Annotated in this window: 13 protein-coding genes; 12 read left to right on the top strand and 1 reads right to left on the bottom strand. The window is 46.7% G+C overall.

The features are described 5' to 3' along the window. Positions 1–29 precede the first annotated feature (29 nt). The 12 genes from AT705_RS23890 (at position 30) to AT705_RS23835 (ending at position 20,600) form a co-directional block, all read left to right on the top strand. Positions 30–2,078 (top strand): Hint domain-containing protein, encoded by a 2,049-nt coding sequence (locus tag AT705_RS23890; protein ID WP_058798809.1) that lies wholly within the window; start codon positions 30–32, stop codon positions 2,076–2,078. Between the two features lie 48 nt (positions 2,079–2,126). Beyond that, entirely contained in the window at positions 2,127–3,374 is a 1,248-nt protein-coding gene (locus AT705_RS23885) for a hypothetical protein (RefSeq protein WP_058798808.1), read from the top strand. 9 nt (positions 3,375–3,383) lie between these two features. Continuing rightward, positions 3,384–4,241: a GEVED domain-containing protein gene (locus AT705_RS23880; RefSeq protein WP_237113853.1), complete on the top strand. Its 858-nt coding sequence runs from the start codon at positions 3,384–3,386 to the stop codon at positions 4,239–4,241. 11 nt (positions 4,242–4,252) lie between these two features. Beyond that, on the top strand, positions 4,253–5,731 hold the full coding sequence (locus AT705_RS23875) for a hypothetical protein (RefSeq protein ID WP_058798807.1): 1,479 nt from the start codon (positions 4,253–4,255) through the stop codon (positions 5,729–5,731). Between the two features lie 60 nt (positions 5,732–5,791). Beyond that, positions 5,792–6,859 (top strand): hypothetical protein, encoded by a 1,068-nt coding sequence (locus AT705_RS23870; protein WP_058798806.1) that lies wholly within the window; start codon positions 5,792–5,794, stop codon positions 6,857–6,859. A gap of 615 nt (positions 6,860–7,474) precedes the next feature. Next, on the top strand, positions 7,475–10,774 hold the full coding sequence (locus AT705_RS23865; RefSeq protein WP_058798805.1) for a M4 family metallopeptidase: 3,300 nt from the start codon (positions 7,475–7,477) through the stop codon (positions 10,772–10,774). A gap of 82 nt (positions 10,775–10,856) precedes the next feature. Further along, positions 10,857–12,944, top strand: a complete 2,088-nt coding sequence (locus AT705_RS23860) for a Hint domain-containing protein (protein WP_058798804.1) — start codon at positions 10,857–10,859, stop codon at positions 12,942–12,944. Between the two features lie 49 nt (positions 12,945–12,993). Then, positions 12,994–14,241, top strand: a complete 1,248-nt coding sequence (locus tag AT705_RS23855; RefSeq protein WP_058798803.1) for a hypothetical protein — start codon at positions 12,994–12,996, stop codon at positions 14,239–14,241. Positions 14,242–14,250: 9 nt separating this feature from the next. Further along, positions 14,251–15,108 (top strand): GEVED domain-containing protein, encoded by an 858-nt coding sequence (locus tag AT705_RS23850; protein ID WP_237113852.1) that lies wholly within the window; start codon positions 14,251–14,253, stop codon positions 15,106–15,108. A gap of 11 nt (positions 15,109–15,119) precedes the next feature. Next, positions 15,120–16,598: a hypothetical protein gene (locus tag AT705_RS23845; RefSeq protein WP_058798802.1), complete on the top strand. Its 1,479-nt coding sequence runs from the start codon at positions 15,120–15,122 to the stop codon at positions 16,596–16,598. A gap of 60 nt (positions 16,599–16,658) precedes the next feature. After that, positions 16,659–17,726 (top strand): hypothetical protein, encoded by a 1,068-nt coding sequence (locus tag AT705_RS23840; RefSeq protein WP_058798939.1) that lies wholly within the window; start codon positions 16,659–16,661, stop codon positions 17,724–17,726. 345 nt (positions 17,727–18,071) lie between these two features. After that, the gene (locus AT705_RS23835) at positions 18,072–20,600 is read left to right on the top strand and encodes a TonB-dependent receptor plug domain-containing protein (protein ID WP_058798801.1); all 2,529 of its coding nucleotides are present in this window, start codon (positions 18,072–18,074) and stop codon (positions 20,598–20,600) included. A gap of 135 nt (positions 20,601–20,735) precedes the next feature. On the opposite strand, the gene AT705_RS23830 is transcribed toward AT705_RS23835, so the two are convergent. Beyond that, a complete protein-coding gene (locus AT705_RS23830; RefSeq protein ID WP_058798800.1) occupies positions 20,736–21,599 on the bottom strand; it encodes a hypothetical protein in 864 nt (287 codons plus the stop codon). Positions 21,600–22,306: the final 707 nt, after the last annotated feature.

The raw sequence follows: 22,306 nt of genomic DNA, 5'->3' as shown, positions 1-22,306 counted from the left end.
TTTTTAAAATAAACTAAAAGGAAAATTGTATGAAACTGGTTAGCCTAGCAGTTGCCGCTGCACTGGGAGGAGCTTCTTTTGCTTCTATCTCAGCGCCTCTTACTCAAGAAACCGAGCGCTTCCCTGAACGCATCGTCAAATTTCAGCAACTCGGTGAATTGGATCAAGCCAAGCAACGCCTTGCGAGACACGGCATTACAGAAAAAAATCGCCCGTTTCTGTTTCGATCTTTGGAAGAAACACTAAACCGTAAAGCCAATCAGCCAGAAATGGCAGGTATCATGTCGACAGCTCAGTCATCAGACTGTCAAACAGGCAAGCTTTGTTCATTCTTCAAGCACATGGGCCTGCGCTCAATGACCCGCCAAGACGGACAGGAATACCTGGTATTAACCGCGGTCAACAGTGAATTCAGTACCACTTACTACACCTATATCGACCTGACCCTGATGAATGAAAAAGGTGAAGAGCTGGTCATGCCAAGCTTCAACGAGTTTTTTGGCCAAGGGACATCCGATCAACCACAAAAGCGCGTCAGTGTTGCCTCAGTTGGTCGTATGGAAGATGTACTACCGAAACTGATTAACTCCGAACGCATCTTTGCAGATGCATACCTCACCGTGTCATATGAGGGAGCCAATGGTCAAACAGTCACTGAAATTCGTACATCCGTTATTGAATATTCACCAGAGACCTTACTGGCCGATCTAGGGGTGTATAAAACCAATGGTGCCACGGCGAAGATGGCAACTCTAAACAATACTGAAGCAGGCTTAGCAACCACTTTACCCGATGGCTATGCCCGCACCACTACCAGCATATTAGAAAATGAAATCACACATCCCGTTGATGTCAAAGAGCGTAACGAAGCGGATCCCAGTCTGAACCGCATCAAAGTGTGTCTGAATCGTAAATATCAAGACTGTGATTACGAAGCCATGTATGCCCAGGGTACCCCGAATGAGCAATTAAAGCTCCTTATCCCCTTTAGTGGTTTCCGTGAAGTGATGGGGGAGGTCACTAAGATCTATACGCCTGAATGGCATCAACTGGCTGTCAGTTATGATCCAAATACAGGTGCAGGTACTAAGTCACTGATCAAAGATGCACAGGGTCAGCCCGTTACAGACAAGCCTGATGGACTGCACTATGGTTCCGAAATCTATATTCAAACACGTGAAGGTGGCGGTGCGTCACGTATCGGAGACGATTACAAAGCATCTGATGCAATCAATCTGTTCTCTGACTACATCACGCTGCAAAAAGGCGTCAAGGATGTAGGCGGTGTTGACTACCCTTATACACGTATGTCCTGGAATATCCCAAGAAACATGGGCGTCTTCGGCGATGCGACCTTATATGGCCGTTACATGGATGCACATTGGATCATGAATCTGGCAGTTGAAGTAGAGCAACAACGTGGCCCACGCGTTATGACACGTCACTTTACTTATGTGATCGGCAGCTCAGATATGCCAGAGAGTAACTGGAAAGACATCAAACATCCACCGATGCAGGTGGTCTACAGTTGTCTGGCCAAAGGCTCACTGATCACGCTAGCCAATGGTAAGCAGCTGCCAATTGAACAACTCAGTGTCGGTGACTCCGTGCTGGGTGCCAGCCAGTTTGCACCAGATCAGCACATCCCGCTTGAAATCGAAGACATTTCTGTGGGTGTCGAACTGATCCCAATGGTCAAGCTAACGACTGCCTCTGGTAAAACTCTGCTGCTAACTGAATCACACCCAGTTGTGACAGTTTCAGGTTTATCTGCCTGGGCTAACAAAATAAAAACAGGCGATCAAATCCGCACCCAAAGTGGTATTGAGATGATCACCGCCATCGAAGAAGTGAAGTACAGCGACAATGTTTACAACCTCAAGCTGAAACGCACTGACACAGATGAGACTCACGTCACTGGCGAAACCTTCACCATGTTTGCAAATGGCCTGCAAGTTGGTGATCTCGCAATGCAAAGTGACAACGAGTTCTCTGACAGTGAAATCACCACAGAGGATGTGCTCAACAACCTTCCTGAAGCCTGGCATCAGGATTACTTCAATAGTCTTAAAGACTAAGGTTCAAGCGAATAGAGGCCCTGCGGGCCTCTCATGGAGAGATCAAACATGAACTACGCAAAACTCATTCAAGTCACACTGGCCTGTGCGACTTTGCCAGCGCTTGCCACATCACACCCTGCGCCGACTAAGCTGAGCGAGATACATGGGCAGGCAGCAACCTCCAATGTGGTTGACCTGGCGCCACTCGGCACGGCTTATCAGAGTAAAGGTGACGTGTTACTCGGGTTAAAGTCAGTCGATGGCCAAACCGTCGAGCACCTTGGCAATACCAACATTGATTTTCGTGTGGGTGTTGACCTGGGCTACGAGCAGGCATTAAAACTGATTGACGGAAAAGTTGACGCAGGCTTTAAGTTTCCAGCTGTACGAGTTGATGCCGGTGCCAACTATGCCAAAGACATAAGCGCCGACAAATACACCGGCACCTATACCGTATATTCCTCAATAAAGCCCAAATCCCGGATCCTAATGCCGTCAACCGATGCTGGCTATCAGCCAACACAGGCTGCATTGGATCTGGCACAGGCCTACCCGGGTAATAAGGCGGCAAACCTTGGTGATGGGTTTATACAAGGCTTTGCCTATGGCTCCAATGTAGTGATCAATATGAAAATTGATTATCGCAACGAGAGCGATAAACGCACCATTGGTGGTTATCTGAGCGTGGACTGGATAGGCAAGGTCAAAGTCGATGGCCAGCTGCAAAAGCTGGACGATGAGAAACGCCAATCCGTTAAAATTACCATCAGTGGCTATCAAAGTGGCGGCGAGCCAAATCGCCTGCTACAGATCATCCCAAATGGGATCATGAGCTGTACTTTGCTGAATCCTGAACCTTGCTTCAACCTCTTTGAATCTGCGGTCAATTATCTCAAAACGGATTATATCAACCAGTTTCAGTCACTGGACGACTTCAATGTGACAGACACTTATGTTGCAAGGTATCTGGACTCTGGTTCCAACTTACAGCAATTGATCCCGGCCCAAGGATACGAAGCCATAAACTATCTCACTAAGTTAGTGGTTAAAGAGCTGACTTCGCGCTGGATTGAGGAACGTCTCACCTATCGCCGAGCCAAGAACTTGCAGCGCTACTACGCCTCTCAGTTTAACGCTGGACAACTCAATCAACTGTCAGAAATAGAAACAGCCAGCCGGGCTAATGCCAACCTGTTTGCCGACCTGGTCGATTATTGTGAGCGCAACCCAGAGGGCAACTACTGCATCGATTACGAAGCCGCTAACCTGGCTTACTATCGCGATTACAGTGCCTACAGTGATGTTTTGAAGTAAGGATACACAATGATGAATACGTTATTTAGATTATCTCAGGTTGCCGTGCTCTGTGGCCTCACACTCACCACCAGCAGCGTCTCAGCCAATACGATTGAAGAAGCCAATTTTAACGAACTGGGCGATATGCTCACTGTGGCAGAAGCCAAGGGTCGCTATGACTGGCTGAAAAAATGTTACGACGGGCTACTTGTCGAAATGTGGGAACAGATGTATGACTCCCGCGAGATCATCAGTAAAGAAGAAAAGCTCAATCAACTCAAGCAACTGTGGCTTTCGGATTCAGCACTTGCTGCCGGTAATGCGCAATACCCGACCTTCGCCAATGAAGACTTTACCAACCCATACGGCTGGTATGCCGGCACTAGCCAGGATCAAGCCTGTACCACTATGCCACCGGAGTACAAAGCGATTGCACTCAAAACCACAGTGCTGACCAATAAGTATTGCGCAAACAACAGTTACGACAATGAGTGGGAGTGGATAGAGCAAGTCAAAGTAGATGACTTTATTCACGCGTCAGGGAGCACAGCACACACGCTCGTATCTGGTAAGGTCCTCAATTTGCGGGCCAATCGTGACGCCAATGTCGAGATAAAACCGGGTTTACTGGACCCGAACTACCCAACTTTGCTGGCAGCGCGAGTTTGGGTTGACTGGAACCACAACGGCCAGTTTGACAACGATGAGCTGGTACACAACAGCACCACTGGCAATACAGTGAAATTCACGTTGTCAGTTCCTGACAACACACCCGATGGTGTCACCCTGATGCGCGTCGCGCTGGATGCAGGAGGCGGCTCAGACAATGCCTGCACCAATATTCAGTATGGTGAAGTTGAAGATTATATGCTCACGGTTCGTTAAGGAAAGATGATATGAAATCACTCTATTTATCTGTACTTGCAATGGCATTTGCAGGACACAGCATGGCCGATGAGCAAGCCAGTGCTGAAATCTCAAGCTCATCAGTGTCAGGCTCTGTGATCTCAGGCCTGATCAATGACCACGTGGCAATAGGCACTGCCTATGACAGTCAGAAAAAACGCTTTTTGAATGTCCAGCCGGTTGCAGGCGTCATTGATGAAAGCTACGGCAATACCGAGCTCAAATTTAAAACCGGTATTGATATGAGCTATGACGATGTGCTCAATACACTCAATGGTAGCGTTGATGTGGACGTCAACTTCCCGGTAGTCAGAGTCTCGGCAGGTGCGTCTTTAGCGAAAGAAATGGCGTCCAGCTCGTACTCAAGCTCTTATACTTTCAGTGCTTCCAGCACACCGAAAAAGCGCTTATTTCTGCCCAAAGATCAAAACTCAGGTTACGCATTAAGTGCGGTCGGTCAGGACATTGCGAACAATCATCAAACCAAATTGCAAACGCTGATTGGCGATGAATTTGTTACTGGTATTGAATACGGTGCCAACGTCCTGGTTAACCTGAAAATAGATTACGGTAGTAACCAGGATAAATCGGACATCGGCGGTTATCTGGATGTTGACTTGTATGGCGGAGTGTTCAACGTCGGCGGTCAGCTCAGATACCTAAAGGATGAAGTCAAATCTTCGGTTAAGATCACGGTACGTGCTATCCAGCATGGCGGCGACCCTAAACAGTTATTGACCATTATCCCGAATAACATCATTACCTGCTCACTGGACAATCCAACGCCTTGTTTTGACATGTTCTATGAGGCGGTGAAGTACGCTAAAAGTGGATTTAATCAACAGCTTAATTCACTGAGTGATTACAACGTGGTGCGCTACTACACCACCCGTTATGAAAACTCATCGTTGCCTTTGCGTGCACTGGTACCTGAATATCAGATAGTGCGAAATGCAACGAAGTGGTTGATCAGCGAGCTGGAAGATGACTTCAAACAGGCTATCTTAGATGAACAACGCGCCCAGAACCTGCTTAACAGCTACTATGCGTATTTACCCGAAGCACAGCGTACAGCCGTCGAGCGGATCAAAGATCTGGCCTACAACAATGCCTGGTTCTTCTTTAATGCCGCTCAGTTCTGCCGCGATAACCCTTTTGGTTATGCCTGTGAGAACAAGGTGCAGGAAATGAAAACCGCTTGCGAGCAACGTGGTAATGCCTGTCCTGCGGCATACGATGTCACTCAGCTTCAGTTACCCAGTAATGATGAGTTTGACTGGAAGCAATGTGAACTTGCGCGCCAGGAAGCGGTCAGGGCCGGGATGGTCAGCGAAGAAGACAGCGCACGCTTCAGAAACCTGCGCTGGGCACCTACTTTCATCGACGTCACAGCACCCGCCCGAGGGATACTGAATTGGCGTTTATGTGAGGGCGCATTAACCACTTACGGTACGGCATTTGCGCAATAACCTGCCATACTTAATCGCAATGTGCTTATGCACATTGCGATTTCTATTCAGGGAGCGGATATGAAAAGCTTACTCACGATCCTGGCGCTGAGCTGCACTTTCGCAGCACATGGCCAGATTTATTATAGCGAACAAGTCGGTGCAAATGATCTTGGCAGAGCATTTGATCCCACCATGCACAAGGTAAACCATGCTTGTCTGCAGGGCACACCAGTGCAACACTCAGAACAAAGTGGCAGCCTGGATTATTTCCAGCGCGTCGATGAAACCTTTATCAAGCGTCGCACGTTTGGAGAGGTACATGGCGGCGTTAACTTGTTTATCATCGCAGGCAGTGTATCTACCTCAATGACACACCGAAACGCGACGGATCAGCGCACGTTAACGTCGCAATTGCACCTTAAGTTTGACGAGGGCTACAGTACGTTAGAAAACCGCCAGGTAAAATCGGGGGTGGACCTGAAGGACTGTGGCAGCCACTTTGTTTATCAGATCAACTATGGGCGCGACCTGTTCGTCAACACCCGGCTGCACTTTAGGACAGAAGAAGACTACAAGCGATTTGTCATTAAAATAAAGATACGTTTGTTGTTCTTTAAAAAAACCATTACCAAAGTCAAAGAAATCGAAAAGTATGCAGAAAATGCAGTATTCAGCGTCGATGTCAATTCCAATGGCCCGCTGCCTGCGAAATTGCAACAGCAACTCAATGAACAACCTACCTATTGCCGGGGCGGCAACATCACCCCTTGTCTGCAAACCCTGGAAAGCCTGGTGGCCTATAGTTTCGACCCGAACGGCTTGATGCTCGATTTAGCCGATCTGGATAAAGTTCCCCGCAGTTTTGTGGTGAAAAGCTATCAGGATTCTGGCCACTACGGGGGGGCTGACTGGCAATCAGTGATGAGCAATACCCTGTATGAGGCGACCTGGCGATGGGCTGAGCATCAGTATGGTGAAGCAGTCAGGCACCTGGAGCGCACTAAAGCCTTTCTAACCGTCGCTACGGACGCTGAAAAGCCTGCATTGGAAGCACAATTTGAGGCAGCTCAAATAGCCCTCAACGATGCCGAAATACTACGTCAGACCTGTCTGACATCACCCTGGTTAAGTCAGTGCGGTCCCTGACTCTCCCTTTCAAATACACCTGAGTGGCTAACCGGCTTGGCCACTTTTCAAGCCCGGACTTATTGGACAACCTTTCCTCCAGGTCAAGTTATCTCTCAATCTGCATAATTACAACTTTCCCTGATACAGGCCTTTTCGTCGAATGAGCACTAAATCTCTAATTCAGTGGCACCGTGCAGGAACATGGCACGCAGTCGCTCTGCCCATTGAGCAATCAACTAATAGAGTACAGCACTGAGAGTTCATCTGAGCAACGAAAATCCATTAAACACAAAAGCCAAATAAAGATGTTTCATATGAAATACAATAATTAACATTTAAGTCGCCACCATCAATCTCCCGGATAATGTTAATACGAGTAGATAACACACTCTTACATGTATAAATGTCGAAACGAAAACACAAGAAACAAACTTTAACTAATTAAAATCAATAAAGTACAAAAATTAACATTCAGAGATTAACTCATATTTACACCCTATTGTTAACCAGCACAACCCCCCCGAGTGGAACACTAAATGTACTTTATCAACAATGAATTTACCTCATATACTAATCCAACACCAAAGAGTTCACGTTTGAATTAACTTTCTTGCAACAGATAAGGACAATTTTATGAAACGCCTTGGCACTATACTCGGCGCTGGTTCGATTATGTTATGCAGCACACACGCATCAGCCTTGATCGAATCACATGCGCTTCTTAATCAGCAGCACCTATGGACGCAGCTTCCGACCACTGCGCATGCCCAGGCGCCTGACGCCTCGCTATTGTCAGCACATTCACACACCAGGCTATCCTATCAATTGGAAAAAGTGGTCGGAGAGCAACCCCAATATGAGCACTATCAAGCTTATTTTCAGGGGATACCCGTACTGGACAGTCGGTTAGTCGTCGTACGTAATAAACAGGGCAAGATCATCCAGAGTATGGGAAAATTACTAAGTGGTCCCGTACACCTTGTGGATCTTGCTGCACAGCATAAAATTGACCTGTTGCGAATTGCGTCCGAGCTCTATGCTGGAAAGCAGCCAGAAATTGACAGTACTTCAAAGGCTTATCTTATCTCTCAGGGTAAGCTATTAAGCGTGACAGTCTTACAGGTTCGCCACAACGGACTCAAAGAGCAACTCGTCATCGACAACAGCCAGGGCACCCTGATTCGACGTCAATCGTCTGTTTCATTTTTCACTTCACCAAACCTGAACGGCTATGTTGCAGGGGGTGGAATAGGAGGAAACGATAAGCTCGGTGCTATCTGTTATTCACCACGACCAGACAGCATGCAGGCCTGTACCGCGTATCGCTTTGACGAATACACCCCGATTGGAAAACGATTGATGTTCTCAGACAAGGACCCAGGTGCAATCTTTGCTCAATTCGATGGTTATCCGCTAGTCGTAAAAAAAGAACAGGATATCTGTCGACTGGAGAACCCTTACCTGACCACTTTTGACGCCAGAAACAACGACACCCAGGCCGCGTCTTACGCATGCGGTAGTAACAATGAAAACTTCGATAGTGTCGCGGTAGATGATAACTTTTACACCTGGTTCAGCTACGACCCTGCTACCGAAGCACATTTTAATGCAGGTCTAGTTATGCAGTACTTTCACAAACAACTCGCACGCCTCTATCCGTCACAATCTTCGAATTGTGCCTGGAATGGATACTGCATTAAACCTCTCAAGCAAAAAGTGCATAGCAACACCATTCACGGCCCCAACATGGCTTTCTGGGATGGTGAATATGTCAACTATGGCTCTGGCGATGGATACTATTTTTATTCACAAGCCACTTTGGGCATTGCTGCACACGAAATTGCTCATGCTATCACGAGCTGGAATGCTGGCATTGGGCCAGAGGGAGTTGACGGAGCCATCAATGAAGGCTTTTCCGACCTCGCGACCATTGCCGTACTAGACTACTTCCAAAGCAATGCAAGCGGTTCGTACACACAGTCAGAGGCTTTTACAAAGCAATTTAATGAACAACCCGGTCAGTACAACCAAAACCGTAAATGGTGGTTTGGATGGGGCGCGATATATGAAGATCAGGCCGTTCGCTTCTATGAGCTCCCCTCATGGGACGGAACCAGTATCGACCATGCAACTGACTTTTCACTCGCCAAAACACCACATGCCAACGGGGGAGTACTACGTAAGGCTTTCTACGAACTGGTAAAAACTAAGGAGTGGTCAATTCAGGATGCCTTTAAAGTGTTCCTGCGCGCGAATACTTCTGGCTGTATGTATTCAACTATGAGCCTGGACGAATTCGGTTATTGTGTGGTTGCACAGGCCCCCCACATTAACATCAGCAACAAAAGCGCGATACAGCGCAAAGACGATATCACAGATGTATTACTCGGTGTCGGCATCGTCGCTGACAATAGCCTCTCGACTTTAGAAGCCAATACTCAAATCAGTTATAACGAAATAAGTTATGACATCAGCCATCTGAATATCGATTCAATTGAAAAAATTAGCGCACAGTGGGGTGATGGCACCAGCGATGAATGGCATCAAGGTGATAACCAATCCATCTACCCATACCTGCAACAAGCACATCAGGTGCCAGACGGCACGCTGGCAAGAGCGGTCATCACTGTCGAACTCTCTGGAGAAGATACGCGTTCAGCCTATCGTCACTTCTTTAGTCGGCCAGCCAATGTCAGTTGCCCTCCCTACCTGAATACATCAAAAGTGCATACAAGCACTCTGAAGGTCACGGATCATAATACCTATTTAACCAATGGTGAATACACCTCTTTGGTTGAACATCGCATTCCACTGGCAAGAAAGCGCAGCTACACCCTGACTTTTGACAAAGACCTGAGCGGGAAGAAACTAACGGTATTATATGACATCAACAAAAACGGACAGTTTGACTACACTGAAAAACTAGTCGGTGATGCGACTATCTCAGGCAACACCGCCACCTTTGAGCTAAACAGTAATATCCCACAGGGCATAGGCCTGATGCGCGTAGCAATATCAGACGTAAAGTACTCCTTTATCCACAGTTGTGGCGTTGTCGATGACGGCCAAGTGATAGATCTGATGATAGATGCAGACGCGCCAAACCTGCCTGTCATTGCCGACTTTAGCTATCAGCTGCTCGACGATAACCGGATAAAGTTCACGAACAACAGCACAGCTAATCAAGTTAAACAGCCTGTCTACCGCTGGAACTTTGGCTTTAACAATCAAACCAGTAATGACGAAAACCCAACCATTCAGTTTCCGCAGGACGGCGCTACATTCACCGTATCGCTCACTACTCGTTATCAGGATGGCAGTGACAGCGACACCACAACTCAGACACTAATCTTGCAACCTGTGTCCGGTTGCAGTGCTCATATTACCGAGCCCGCAAATGCAGACGTCTTTTATATCGACAAATTAACATTCAAAGATTACACCGGTGTATTACATACAGTCGATGAGGTAAGTGGCTTTAATACTTCTGGGTATACGCTCACAACGCTGAACGACTTTTCGCATACTGACAATTCTGTGATAACGATAGTGGGATCAACAAACTTATTACCCCGCTCAACAATAGATAGGTTGTATGAAAACAATCAAATCGGAGCGCGCTTTAGTATCTGGTTAGACAAAAACCAAGATGGTAAGTACAGCCATGATGAAGGGCATTTTGGTACCAACGACTATAACTATGACTATACCGCAACAGACTGCCAGTCCGGAGCAGGCAACATAGAATACTGCCGTATTACTTCAGCCAGACTGATCCGTTTACCCGCGGTGAAGCGAGGCAAAACGCACGAAACACTCACTCTGAGAACAAAATTTGAGGAAAACCCTCAATACCCCCTAAAGCAGGACGCTTGTAAATCCTTCACTTACGGAGAAGTTGAAGACATTCAATTCAAAATTACCAGAAGGTAACTATCACTTTGTGCTCGCAGTTAGCTAGGTAGCGTTCGCCTACCTACGAGCCTTTTTACAAACAATTTAAAAGGAAGATTGTATGAAACTGGTTAGCCTTGCAGTTGCCGCTGCACTGGGAGGAGCTTCTTTTGCTTCTGTGTCAGCGCCGATTATGCCAATAACTGAAAACTACCCTCAACACATCGCCGAATTTCAACAGTTAGGTGAATTAGAGCAAGCCAAACAACGTCTGGCCCGCCATGGTATCACTGAAGAAAACCGCCCTTTTCTATTCCGCTCTATGCGCCAAAGCATCAACAAAAAAGCGCTGAATAGAATGGGCGCAATGCATGCCCTGGCAACTGCTGACACTGTTCTTGAGCCTGTCTCAAATTTGGACTGTAACACCGGCAAAGTCTGTTCGTTTTTCAAGCACATGGGCATACAGTCTATGACGCAAGAAGACGGTCAGGAATACCTCATGTTAACCGCCGTGAATAGTGAATTCAGCAACACTTACTACACCTTTATTGACCTGACATTGCTGAATGAAAAAGGTGAAGAACTGGTCATGCCCAGTTTCACTGAGTATTTTGGTCAGGGCACCGCAGATGCACCCCAAAAGCGAGTCAGTGTCGCATCACTAGGCAATATGTCAGATGTACTGCCTAAACTGGTCAATTCTGAACGCATTTTTGCTGATGCATACGTCACCGTATCGTATGAGGGCCCTAATGGAGAAATCCTCACGGAAAACCGCAGCTCGGTGATCGAATATTCCCCTGAGACCTTACTGGCAGATCTGGGAATTCACAAAGCGTCCGATACTAACACGCAAATAGCAGCTACTCTGGCCAGCACAGCAGATAACTCAACGATAATGCCACCGGGATACGTCCGTAACGGCAAATCGATCTTGGAGAGTGAAATCACTCACCCCATTGATCAAAAAGAAATCAATACAAACGACCCTGACCAAAATCGCATTAAGATCTGCCTGAATCGTATGTACGACGACTGTGATTATGAAGCTGTATACGATTCAGGTACACCCAACGAAGACTTGAAATTGCTGATCCCATTCAGCGGTTATCGTGAAGTTGTAGGTGAGGTAACTAAAATTTACACACCTGAATTCCACCAGCTGGCAGTCACATACGATCCAGACACAGGCAAAGGTACAAAAACACTCATTACCGAAAAAGACGCGACCGGAAAAGAAAAGCCTGTTGTCAAGCAACCTGCCAATATCAAGTTTGGCTCTGACATCTTTATTCAAACCCGCGAAGGTGGCGGTGCGTCACGAATTGGCGATGATTACAAAGGCTCAGATTCCCCTAATGTGTTCTCAGACTATATTCAGCTGGAAAAAGGAGAAAAAGTCATCGGTGGCAATACATATCCATACACACGTATTTCATGGGATATTCCCAGAAACATGTCCGTGTTTGGCGATGCCAGTCTGTACGGCCGCTACGAAGATGCCCATTGGATCATGAACCTGGCAGTTGAAGTGGAGCAAATCCGTCGCAACAGACCAATGATCCGCCATTATACCTATATCATCGGCAGCTCAGATATGCCGCATTTTACCAACTGGAAAGACATTAAGCACCCGCCCTTACAAGTTGTATACAGCTGTCTGGCAAAAGGGTCACTGATCACCCTTGCCAACGGCAAACAGGTTCCGATTGAGCAGCTTAGTGTGGGTGATACTGTGCTCGGTGCCAGTCAGTTTGCGCCAGATCAACACATTCCTCTTGAAATAGAAGACATTTCTATTGGTGTTGAAGCCATTCCCATGGTCAAGCTGACAACCGCTTCAGGTAAAACCTTGCTGTTAACCGAATCGCATCCTGTCGTCACCGTCTCTGGCCTGTCAGCCTGGGCCAACAAAGTTGAGGCAGGCGATCAGATCCGTACACAAGGTGGGATTGAAATGATTACAGGCGTAGAAGAAGTGAAATACAACGATAACGTCTACAACCTGAAACTAAAGCGCACCAGCTCAGACGAAAAACACGTAACGGGCGAAACCTTTACCATGTTTGCAAATGGCTTCCAGGTCGGTGACTTAGCCACGCAAAGCGACACTGAGTTTTCCGACAGTGAAATCACGACCCAAGATGTGCTCAGTAACCTTCCTGAAGCCTGGCATCAGGATTATTTGAACAGCCTTAAGAACTAAGGATTAAGCGACAGGAGGTCCGCAAGGCCCTCCCATGGAGAGACCAAATATGAATTATGCAAAACTCATTCAAACCATGCTGGCGTTTGCAACTTTGCCTGCGCTTGCGGCTTCTCACACTATTCCTGCAAAGCTCAGTGAGGCACAAAGTCAGGCAGCAACGTCAAATGCCGTTGACCTCGCGCCACTCGGCACTGCCTTTCAAAGCAAAGGCAATATTTTGCTGGGGTTAAAGTCCGTTGATGGTAAAACAGTCGAACACCTGGGAAATACCAAGATTGATTTTCGTGTTGGCGTCGATCTTGGCTATGAACAAGCGCTAAAACTAATTGATGGTAAGGTGGATGCCGGATTCAAGTTTCCGGCTATACGCATCGACGCCGGAGCCAACTATGCTAAAGACATCAGCGCCGACAAGTATACAGGTACTTATACTGTCTATTCATCAGTTAAGCCCAAATCACGGATCCTGATGCCTGCTTCTGACACAGGTTATCAGCCCACTCAGGCAGCCTTAGACCTCGCACACGCCTACCCGGGAGATAAAGCCAAGAATCTTGGAGACGGTTTCGTACAAGGCTTTGCCTACGGCTCCAATGTCGTGATCAACATGAAAATTGACTATCGTAATGAGACCGACAAACGCACCATTGGCGGCTATCTGAGCGTGGACTGGATTGGCAAAGTCAGCGTAGATGGTGAGCTACAAAAGCTGGATGATGAAAAACGTCAGTCAGTCAAAATTACCATCAGCGGCTTTCAAAGTGGTGGCGACCCAAACCGCCTGCTGCAGATCATTCCAAATGGGATCATGCGCTGTACCTTGCTCAACCCCGAACCTTGTTTCAACTTGTTTGAATCAGCAGTCCATTACTTAAAAACAGACTACTTGCACCAATTCAACTATTTAGATGACTACAACATCACAGAGACCTATGTCGCTAAATACCTGGACTCAGGTGCAAGCGTGCAACAATTGATCCCCCAGCAGGGTTATCAAGCCACTAACTATCTGACAAAACTGGTCGTTAAAGAGCTCACAGCACGGTGGATTGAGGAGCGTCTAACGTATCGCAGAGCAAAAAACCTGCAGCGTTACTATGCAGCTCAGTTCAGTGGCGAACAGCTGCACCAACTGTCAGAAATTGAATCTGCTAGCCGGGCAAATGCCAACCTGTTTGCCGATTTGGTCGATTACTGCGAGCGTAACCCCGAAGGCACTTACTGCATTGATTACGAAGCAGACAACCTGACGTACTATCGTGACTACAGCGCATATAGTGATGTTTTAAAGTAAGGACACACAATGATGAATACAGTATATAAATTATCTCAGATAGCCTTACTGACAGGCTTGTCTGTTGCAGCCAGTAATGCCGCTGCCAACACCATTGAAGACGCCGGTTTTAATCAACTGGGTGATATGCTTACCGTGACAGAAGCAAAAGGCCGCTATGAGTGGCTAAAAAAATGCTATGACGGGTTACTGGTAGAAATGTGGGAGCAGATGTATGACTCACGGAACATTGTAAGTAAAGAAGAAAAGCTCAACCAGCTCAGGCAGCTGTGGCTTTCTGGTGCGGCGCTTGCAGCAGGTAAAGCGCAATACCTGACGTTTGCCAATGAAGATTTTACCAACCCCTATGACTGGACTGCAGGTACCAGCGCATCAGATGCGTGCACCATCATGCCTCCTGAATATAAAGCGGTTGCACTAAAGACCTCCCTGCTGGCTAACACTTATTGTGCAGTCAGCAGCTACGACAACGAATGGGAATGGATAGAGCAAGTCAAAGTCAATGATTTCGTTCATACTTCCGGTACATCTAAGCACACCCGGGTTTCCGGCAAGGTGATCAACCTGCGTGCAAAAAGTCAAGCCAATATTGAGATAAAGCCCGGCTTGCTCGACCCTGACTATCCAACATTGTTTGATGTAAACGTATGGGTGGACTGGGACCACAATGGTCAGTTTGACAGCAACGAGCTAGTTCACAGTTCAACAGCGGGTTCCACTGTAAAATTCACTTTACCAGTGCCAGCAAGCACACCAGAGGGGATCACTCTGATGCGGATTGCACTAGATGCTGGAGGCGGCTCAAGTAATGCCTGTTCCGACATTCACTATGGTGAAGTTGAAGACTATTTGCTCTCAGTTCGTTAAGGAAAGATAATATGAAACCACTCTATTTATCAGTACTTGCAATGGCATTTGCAGGACAAGGCCTGGCTGCTGAGCGAGCTGGTGCCGAAATTTCAAGCTCCAATGTATCAGGCTCTGTCATATCCGGTCTAATCAATGACCATGTAGCGATAGGCACTGCCTATGATAGCCAGAAAAAGCGCTTTTTAAATGTACAACCCGTCGCCGGTGTCATTGATGAAAGCTATGGTAACACTGAACTCAAGTTTAAAACCGGCATCGATATGAGCTATGACGATGTTCTTAATACACTCAATGGCAGCGTAGATGTAGACGTTAACTTTCCTATTATACGGGTCTCTGCCGGTGCCTCGTTAGCAAAAGAGATGGCCTCCAGTTCATATTCCAGCTCTTATACTTTCAGTGCATCCAGCACCCCCAAAAAACGCTTGTATCTGCCACAAAATCAGAACACCGGTTACGTATTAAGCCCGGTTGGTCAGGATATTGCCACCAATCATCAGACTAAGCTGCAAGCCCTGGTCGGGGATGAATTCGTCACTGGCATTGAATATGGTGCAAATGTCTTTGTTAACCTAAAAATTGATTACGGCAGTAATAAAGATAAGTCAGACATCGGTGGTTATCTGGATGTGGATTTATATGGCGGCGTGTTCAATGTCGGGGGACAGCTTCGATACCTCAAAGACGAAACCAAATCCTCCGTTAAGATCACTGTCCGCGCGATCCAACACGGCGGTGATCCTAAACAGTTACTGAGTATTATTCCAAATAACATTATTACCTGTTCTTTGGATAATCCAACGCCTTGTTTTGACATGTTTTACGAGGCTGTTAAATATGCCAAAAGTGGTTTTAATCAACAGTTAAATTCACTGAGTGATTACAACGTGGTGCGTTACTACACCACTCGCTATGAAAACTCATCGCTGCCACTGCGAGCTTTGGTTCCTGACTACCAGGTCGTGCGCAATGCCACCAAGTGGCTCACCGCTGAACTGGAAGATGACTTCAAGCAAGCCATGCTTGATGAACAGCGCGCCCAGAATCTGTTGAACAGCTACTTTGCTTATCTGCCTGAGTCACAACGGACTGCGGTACAGCAAATTAAAGATCGGGCGTATAACAATGCCTGGTTCTTCTTCAATGCTGCCAAGTCCTGCCGCGATAACCCTTTTGGGTATGCTTGTGAAACCAAAGTTCAGGAAATGAAGGCGGCCTGCAAGCAGCGCGGTAACGACTGTCCGGCGACCTATGATGTAACTCAGCTGCAATTGCCCAGCAGCGATAAGTTTGACTGGAAGCAATGTGAGTATGCGCGCCAGGAAGCTGTCCGAGCAGGCGTAGTCAATGAGGAGGACAGTGCACGCTTCAGAAACCTGCGCTGGGCACCGACTTTCATTGATGTCACGTCCCCTGCCAGAGGGATCCTGGACTGGCGTTTATGTGAAGGCGCACTGACCACATACGGTACAGCATTTGCGCAATAACCTGCCATGATTAATCGCAATGCGCTGTTCCGCATTGCGATTTCTTTTCAGGGAGCAGATATGAAAAGCTTTTTACCTTTATTATCCCTAAGCTGTGCCTTTGCAGCCCAGGGTCAGATTTATTACAGTGAAAAAGTCGGCGTCAATGACCTTGGCCGGGCTTTTAACCCCTCAATGCACCAGTTGAATGATGCCTGTCTACAGGGGACACCAATACTGCATACTGAGTTCAGTGGTAGCCTGGATTACCTTCAGCGTGCAGATCAAACCTCAATCAAACGTCGAACCTTTGGAGAAGTGCACGGCGGCGTCAACCTGTTTATTATCGCGGGCAGCGTGTCTAGCTCCATAACACATCGCAACGCCACCGATCAAAATACCCTTACCTCACAGCTTCATCTGAAGTTTGAAGAAGGCCATAGTACGTTAGAAAATCGGCAGGTGAAAACGGACGTAAACTTCAAAGACTGCAACAGCCACTTTGTTTATCAGGTGAATTATGGCAGAGATCTGTTTATCAATACTCGATTGCATTTCAGAACCGCGGAAGATTACAAGCGCTTTGTTACCCAAACAAAGACTCGCCTCCTGTTTTTCAAAAAAACCAAAACCAAGGTCAAGGAATTCGAGAAATATGCTGAACACGCTGTGTTTAACGTCGATATTAACTCAAACGGGCCACTCCCGACAAAACTGCAACAGCTACTAAACGAGCAACCGACCTATTGCCGCGGAGGCGATATGATGCCGTGTCTACAAACGCTGGAAAAACTCGTTACTTACAGTTTCGACCCGAATGGGCTGCAATTCGATTTGACCAATCTGGCGAAAGTCCCCCGGAGCTTTGTTGTAAAAAGCTATCAGGAATCTGGTCACTTTAGTGCGCACGATTGGCAGCCTTTAGCGAGTAATTCTGTGCATGAAGCAAACTGGCACAGAGCAGAGCAGCGCTATGGTGAAGCAGTCAGGCGTGTAGCGCGTTTTAAGGCATTTCTGGCGGTTGCCAGTGAAACCGAAAAGCCGACACTGGAAGCTCAGCTTGAAGCCGCTCAAATTGCACTTGATGACGCCCAAAGGCTACGTGAGACTTGTCTAGAGTCGCCCTGGATGAGTCAATGCGGTCAATAAAGCAGGCCTTTTTACTCCATTTAAGTGGCTGACTCGTTTGGCCACTTTGTCAAAAGTTCCCCTCATATTGAAAAAAGCCTATTCGACTTTAGTCCAATCCGATTGCACTCAAAATTGATTTATGTCAACGTCGTGCTCAATAAACAAAAAATAATACCAATTTGCTTAATTAAGTGTTCTATTTTGAGGCGAGAAAATAGGGTCGATAACCAGGCAAAAATTTTGCTATTTAGTTGTTCTAAATGAGAAATTTTTAACGCAGTTAGCGTCATATTTGCTCCCTCAAATAGAACAGGTATTAAGTGAAATTGGTATAAATACATAACATCAACAGAGTAGTAAGTGATGACAACAACCATAAAACTTTCGCCAGTTGCACTGGCACTTTTTGCGTGCTCCGCCGCAATGGCAGAACAATCTAACGAACAAAACATCGAGACCATTTCTGTACTGGGCTCCAAAGTTTCAAACCGGACAGCAACCGAGTCCACCTCTCCCATCGATATCCTGGATACCGATCAACTCAATAAAGGGGGATTTACCGAACTTGGGCAGAGCCTGCAAGCCATCGCACCGTCATTTAATTTCAGCCGAACTCAGGTTTCTGATGGCTCTGATCTGTTCCGCCCGGCAACACTAAGGGGATTGCAGCCAGACCAAACTTTGGTACTGATCAACGGGAAGCGTCGTCATACCCAAGCAATATTTGGCCTATCCGGCACAGTTGGTGCTGGCGCCGCGGGTACGGATATGAACTCCATTCCGATGATGGCGTTAAAAAATGTCGAGATCCTCAGAGACGGTGCCGCGGCACGTTATGGCTCCGATGCCATTGCTGGCGTAATCAACCTGTCGCTCAATGACAATACCGGCGTAACCACTGGGTTTGTTCAGGCAGGCTCTACTGGCGAAGGCGATGGTGATACCTATTCACTCGGCCTGAACCGGGGCTTTGAGCTGGGTAGCCAGGGGGGCTTTATCAATGTCTCTTTGGAATATCGCGATGCGGATGGTACCAACCGGGCTGAGCGCGACACTGGTGGCTCCTCAACCATAGCACCTGGCACTTTATCCGATGATGTGCGCTGGAAGCAGGGTAATTCTGATAGTGAGTTTATCTCTGTGTTCTATAACGCTGCATTGCCTGTGGGCGATAAAGAACTATATTCATTTGCCGGCTTCTCAAACCGTACCGCACTAGGCAACGGCTTTTACCGCGACTTTAATCGTGCAGAGCGCAACGTACCTCAAGTGTATCCAGATGGTTTCCTGCCGAGGATCGACAATGAAGCGCAAGACCTGTCCTTTGCAATCGGCCTGAAAGGCGATATCAACCCAGACTGGGCATTCGATGTATCCAGTGTATACGGCGAAAACCAGTATGACTATTCGTCATCCAATACTATCAATTCATCTTATGCAGCCGAGTACCTTGCGAATAACCCAACAGCTTCAGCGCAAGACATCGCTGATAACGCTGGCCCCAGAGGCGGTTATTCCGGTGGTTTCAGATTCGACCAGTGGACCACCAACCTGGATATCAGCGGTATTATTGACATAGACGGTGGCGAGCCGGTTTATCTCTCTGTGGGTGCTGAATACCGCAAGGAAAATTATGAGATAGTCCCGGGTGAAGTGGCGTCTTATGCATGTGGCGTATCGAATTCTGACCGCTCTTTCCCGTCTGTAATTGATGCTGAAATTTTCGCCGACTGCGGTTTTCAGGCTTACCAGGGGCTTAGACCGGATGCAGCCAATAAAGCCGAACGCTCCAGCCATGCCCTGTATATTGAAGCTGAAACACTGCTTAACGAAGACTGGCTGATCAGTGCAGCACTGCGCTACGAAGATGTATCAGATTCCAACGATGATACTATCTGGAAACTGGCAACCCGCTATGAACTCACTGAGGACCTGGCAGTGCGCGCTGCTGCATCGACCGGTTTCAGAGCACCGTCGCTGCAACAATCGGGTTATACTGCCTTCACCACGACACTGGGTGGAGATGGCACACTAGCCACATCTTATACAGCCACAGCTGGCTCACCTTTCCCAGCAGCACTTGGCGTAGATGGACTAAATCTGGAGTCCTCAGACAACTATAACCTGGGTCTGGCCTGGGACGTCAGCAGCGATCTGTCCGTTACTTTAGATTTTTACCAGATCAAGATTTACGATCGGATCAACCTGGGCAGTTTTATTGGCGTAAACAGCGATGAGCTAGACGCTTTCCCGGCAGCCAACGCAGCATTGACCGCGACAGGCGCAGTACAGGGCAACTTCTTCTCTAACTCACTGGATTCAACCACTCGGGGTGTCGACTTCATCGCGTCTTATTCGACGGTGGTCGCCAGCGGAGAACTGGATATCACCTTTGCTGCCAATAAGAATAAAACAGAAATCGATAAAGTGAACGCGCCACAGGGGATCCCTGAAAGTATCGTCCTTGATCAGCAAAGACGCTCATTCCTGACCCATGGTCAGCCAAGGGAACGGGCAACACTAACCTTTGATTATCAGCAAGACGACTGGAATGCTCTGTTACGCTTCAACTACTTTGGCAAAACCGAGGTCACTTACTTTGCAGGCGGGCACATAGAACTACCTGATTTTCTGTCTCCAACCAACAGCTGGCAGGAAACCAGCGTGGTTGAATCAGCCGTTTTGGTTGACGTCAACATGGGCTATCAGCTAACTGAGAGTATCAATCTGTCTGCCGGTATTGATAACCTGTTCGATGAAACGCCTGATGAGCTGGGCGAAGACGAAGTACTGAATTTCATAACCAATGGTGCAATGCGCTACCCACTGCGTGCATTACCCTATGGCTTTGACGGTATGACTTATTACGCCAAGGTAAGCTTCAGCTTTTAAACATAAAAAAGGGTGGTGGTCACCACCCCTTTTACTTTCAGCACTGATATGCAGAAGCGTTTTCTTGCAGAAATAGCTTATTCAGGCTAAATAATGCTGCATTTACCCTTGTTTACCATCACTGAGACGAGCTTATCATCCGCCAATATTAGATGAGACTCTCTGACTCATTTGCGGATCTTCTGCAAATTCTCTCATACCAGGGCGCTTGTAAAACACTGTGCGAGTGTAGTTTGAAATCGCCCAGATCACCCCTTCTCTGTCTACATCAATATTGTAAAAAGCGCCAAACTTAACCAGCTCACCCTCTTTCAATATATACACACTCTGCGGACCATCATTGCTGCCATACACACTGGCAACCAGATAAACCTGACCAATTCCCACTGCAATGTCTTTAAGTGTGCACAGATTTCCACACGCAACTAACTGCTCCTCCCAGCTTACCCCGTTAAACTTATATAACTTGTCACTTTCAGTAATCGCCCAAATTACCCCACCCAAAGCAACATCAATTTTAGTAATAACTTCGTTATTGATTAGGTAGTTACCTTCGAAATTTTCCGTTGCATCATTAAATTTCTTTAAAGTACCATCCCCGTTGACACAGTAAACATGATCCACTGTAAATGAACTCACATCTTTTGCGCCCCAGCAACCCGTCACAGGCTGCCAGTTGCTATCTTGATATCTGAATGCATTACCACTTTCTGAAATACTGAATGTCGCTCCTTCGTAGTATGCATAGCCTGGGTCTTCTGGTGATGTACCAAAATGATAGTGGAAATATCCACCGGAGGCCGCCAGCGCTTTTTGTCCATAAGGCAGCGCTTGACGATGCCAGGCACCAAATGAGTCGTCTTTTTGCACATAAGGTATGCCCTGATGGTCAATAACAACACGCACGGGTGAATTGGTGTGTCCTTCTGCCAACACCCCTGCCGACGACAATGTAGTGGTTGCAATGAATAAAGCCTGTGCTACGTGTTTTATTTTCATTTCCTTACTCCTATAGATTTAAGCTGACTCAGGTACAAATGAAACCAAAAAGTAGCAATATATTTGCACCCACAGTCTAACCAGCATTATTTTCACAACACTTTTAACAAGTTGTGACTTTTACAACCTTGATTTCAGTCAAGAGTAAGATGCAGTTCCCGAAATTAATACTTACATCAAGAAAAGGGGCACTCTGAGAATAAAATATCCCCTTCGCTACTATTTCATGGGGATATGATCAGCAAAAACCAGTCAGTGATTGAGGCAAATTACATTAATCATAGATATAATAAAAATGAATATCATATTCCACTGAGTTAGTTTTTAAGCCCTATTAATGTCTCACATAAGAGTAAATTCAATCATCCGAGTAGATAATGATTAACCGCTGCTCGTTAAAAATAGCCACAATAATCAGTACAGATAAATAGGTCGAGTCACGTTACTTTCTCTAGAAAGAATAAAAAAGCAACAAATACATAATATTAGTCAATTTAGTCTGACGCAATAAAGCACTTTTATTGCTCACTTTCTAGCGCTGAAATTCGCTTTTTACGCTGATTTATTGACTAATACTTATTCACTACTGGCAATTATAATTCGTTATATCATAACAAAAAAGTCACATGGAAAGAGTTTTGCAACCTAATTGACACATTTATTAACTTTAATTATATTCATTTTCCTCCCAGCCAACCGAAGAATAA

The organism is Pseudoalteromonas rubra (genome assembly GCF_001482385.1).
Lineage (GTDB): Bacteria > Pseudomonadota > Gammaproteobacteria > Enterobacterales > Alteromonadaceae > Pseudoalteromonas > Pseudoalteromonas ardens.
The sequence above is the reverse complement of the archived record's forward strand: the minus strand, read 5'-3'. Positions and strand labels throughout refer to the sequence as shown.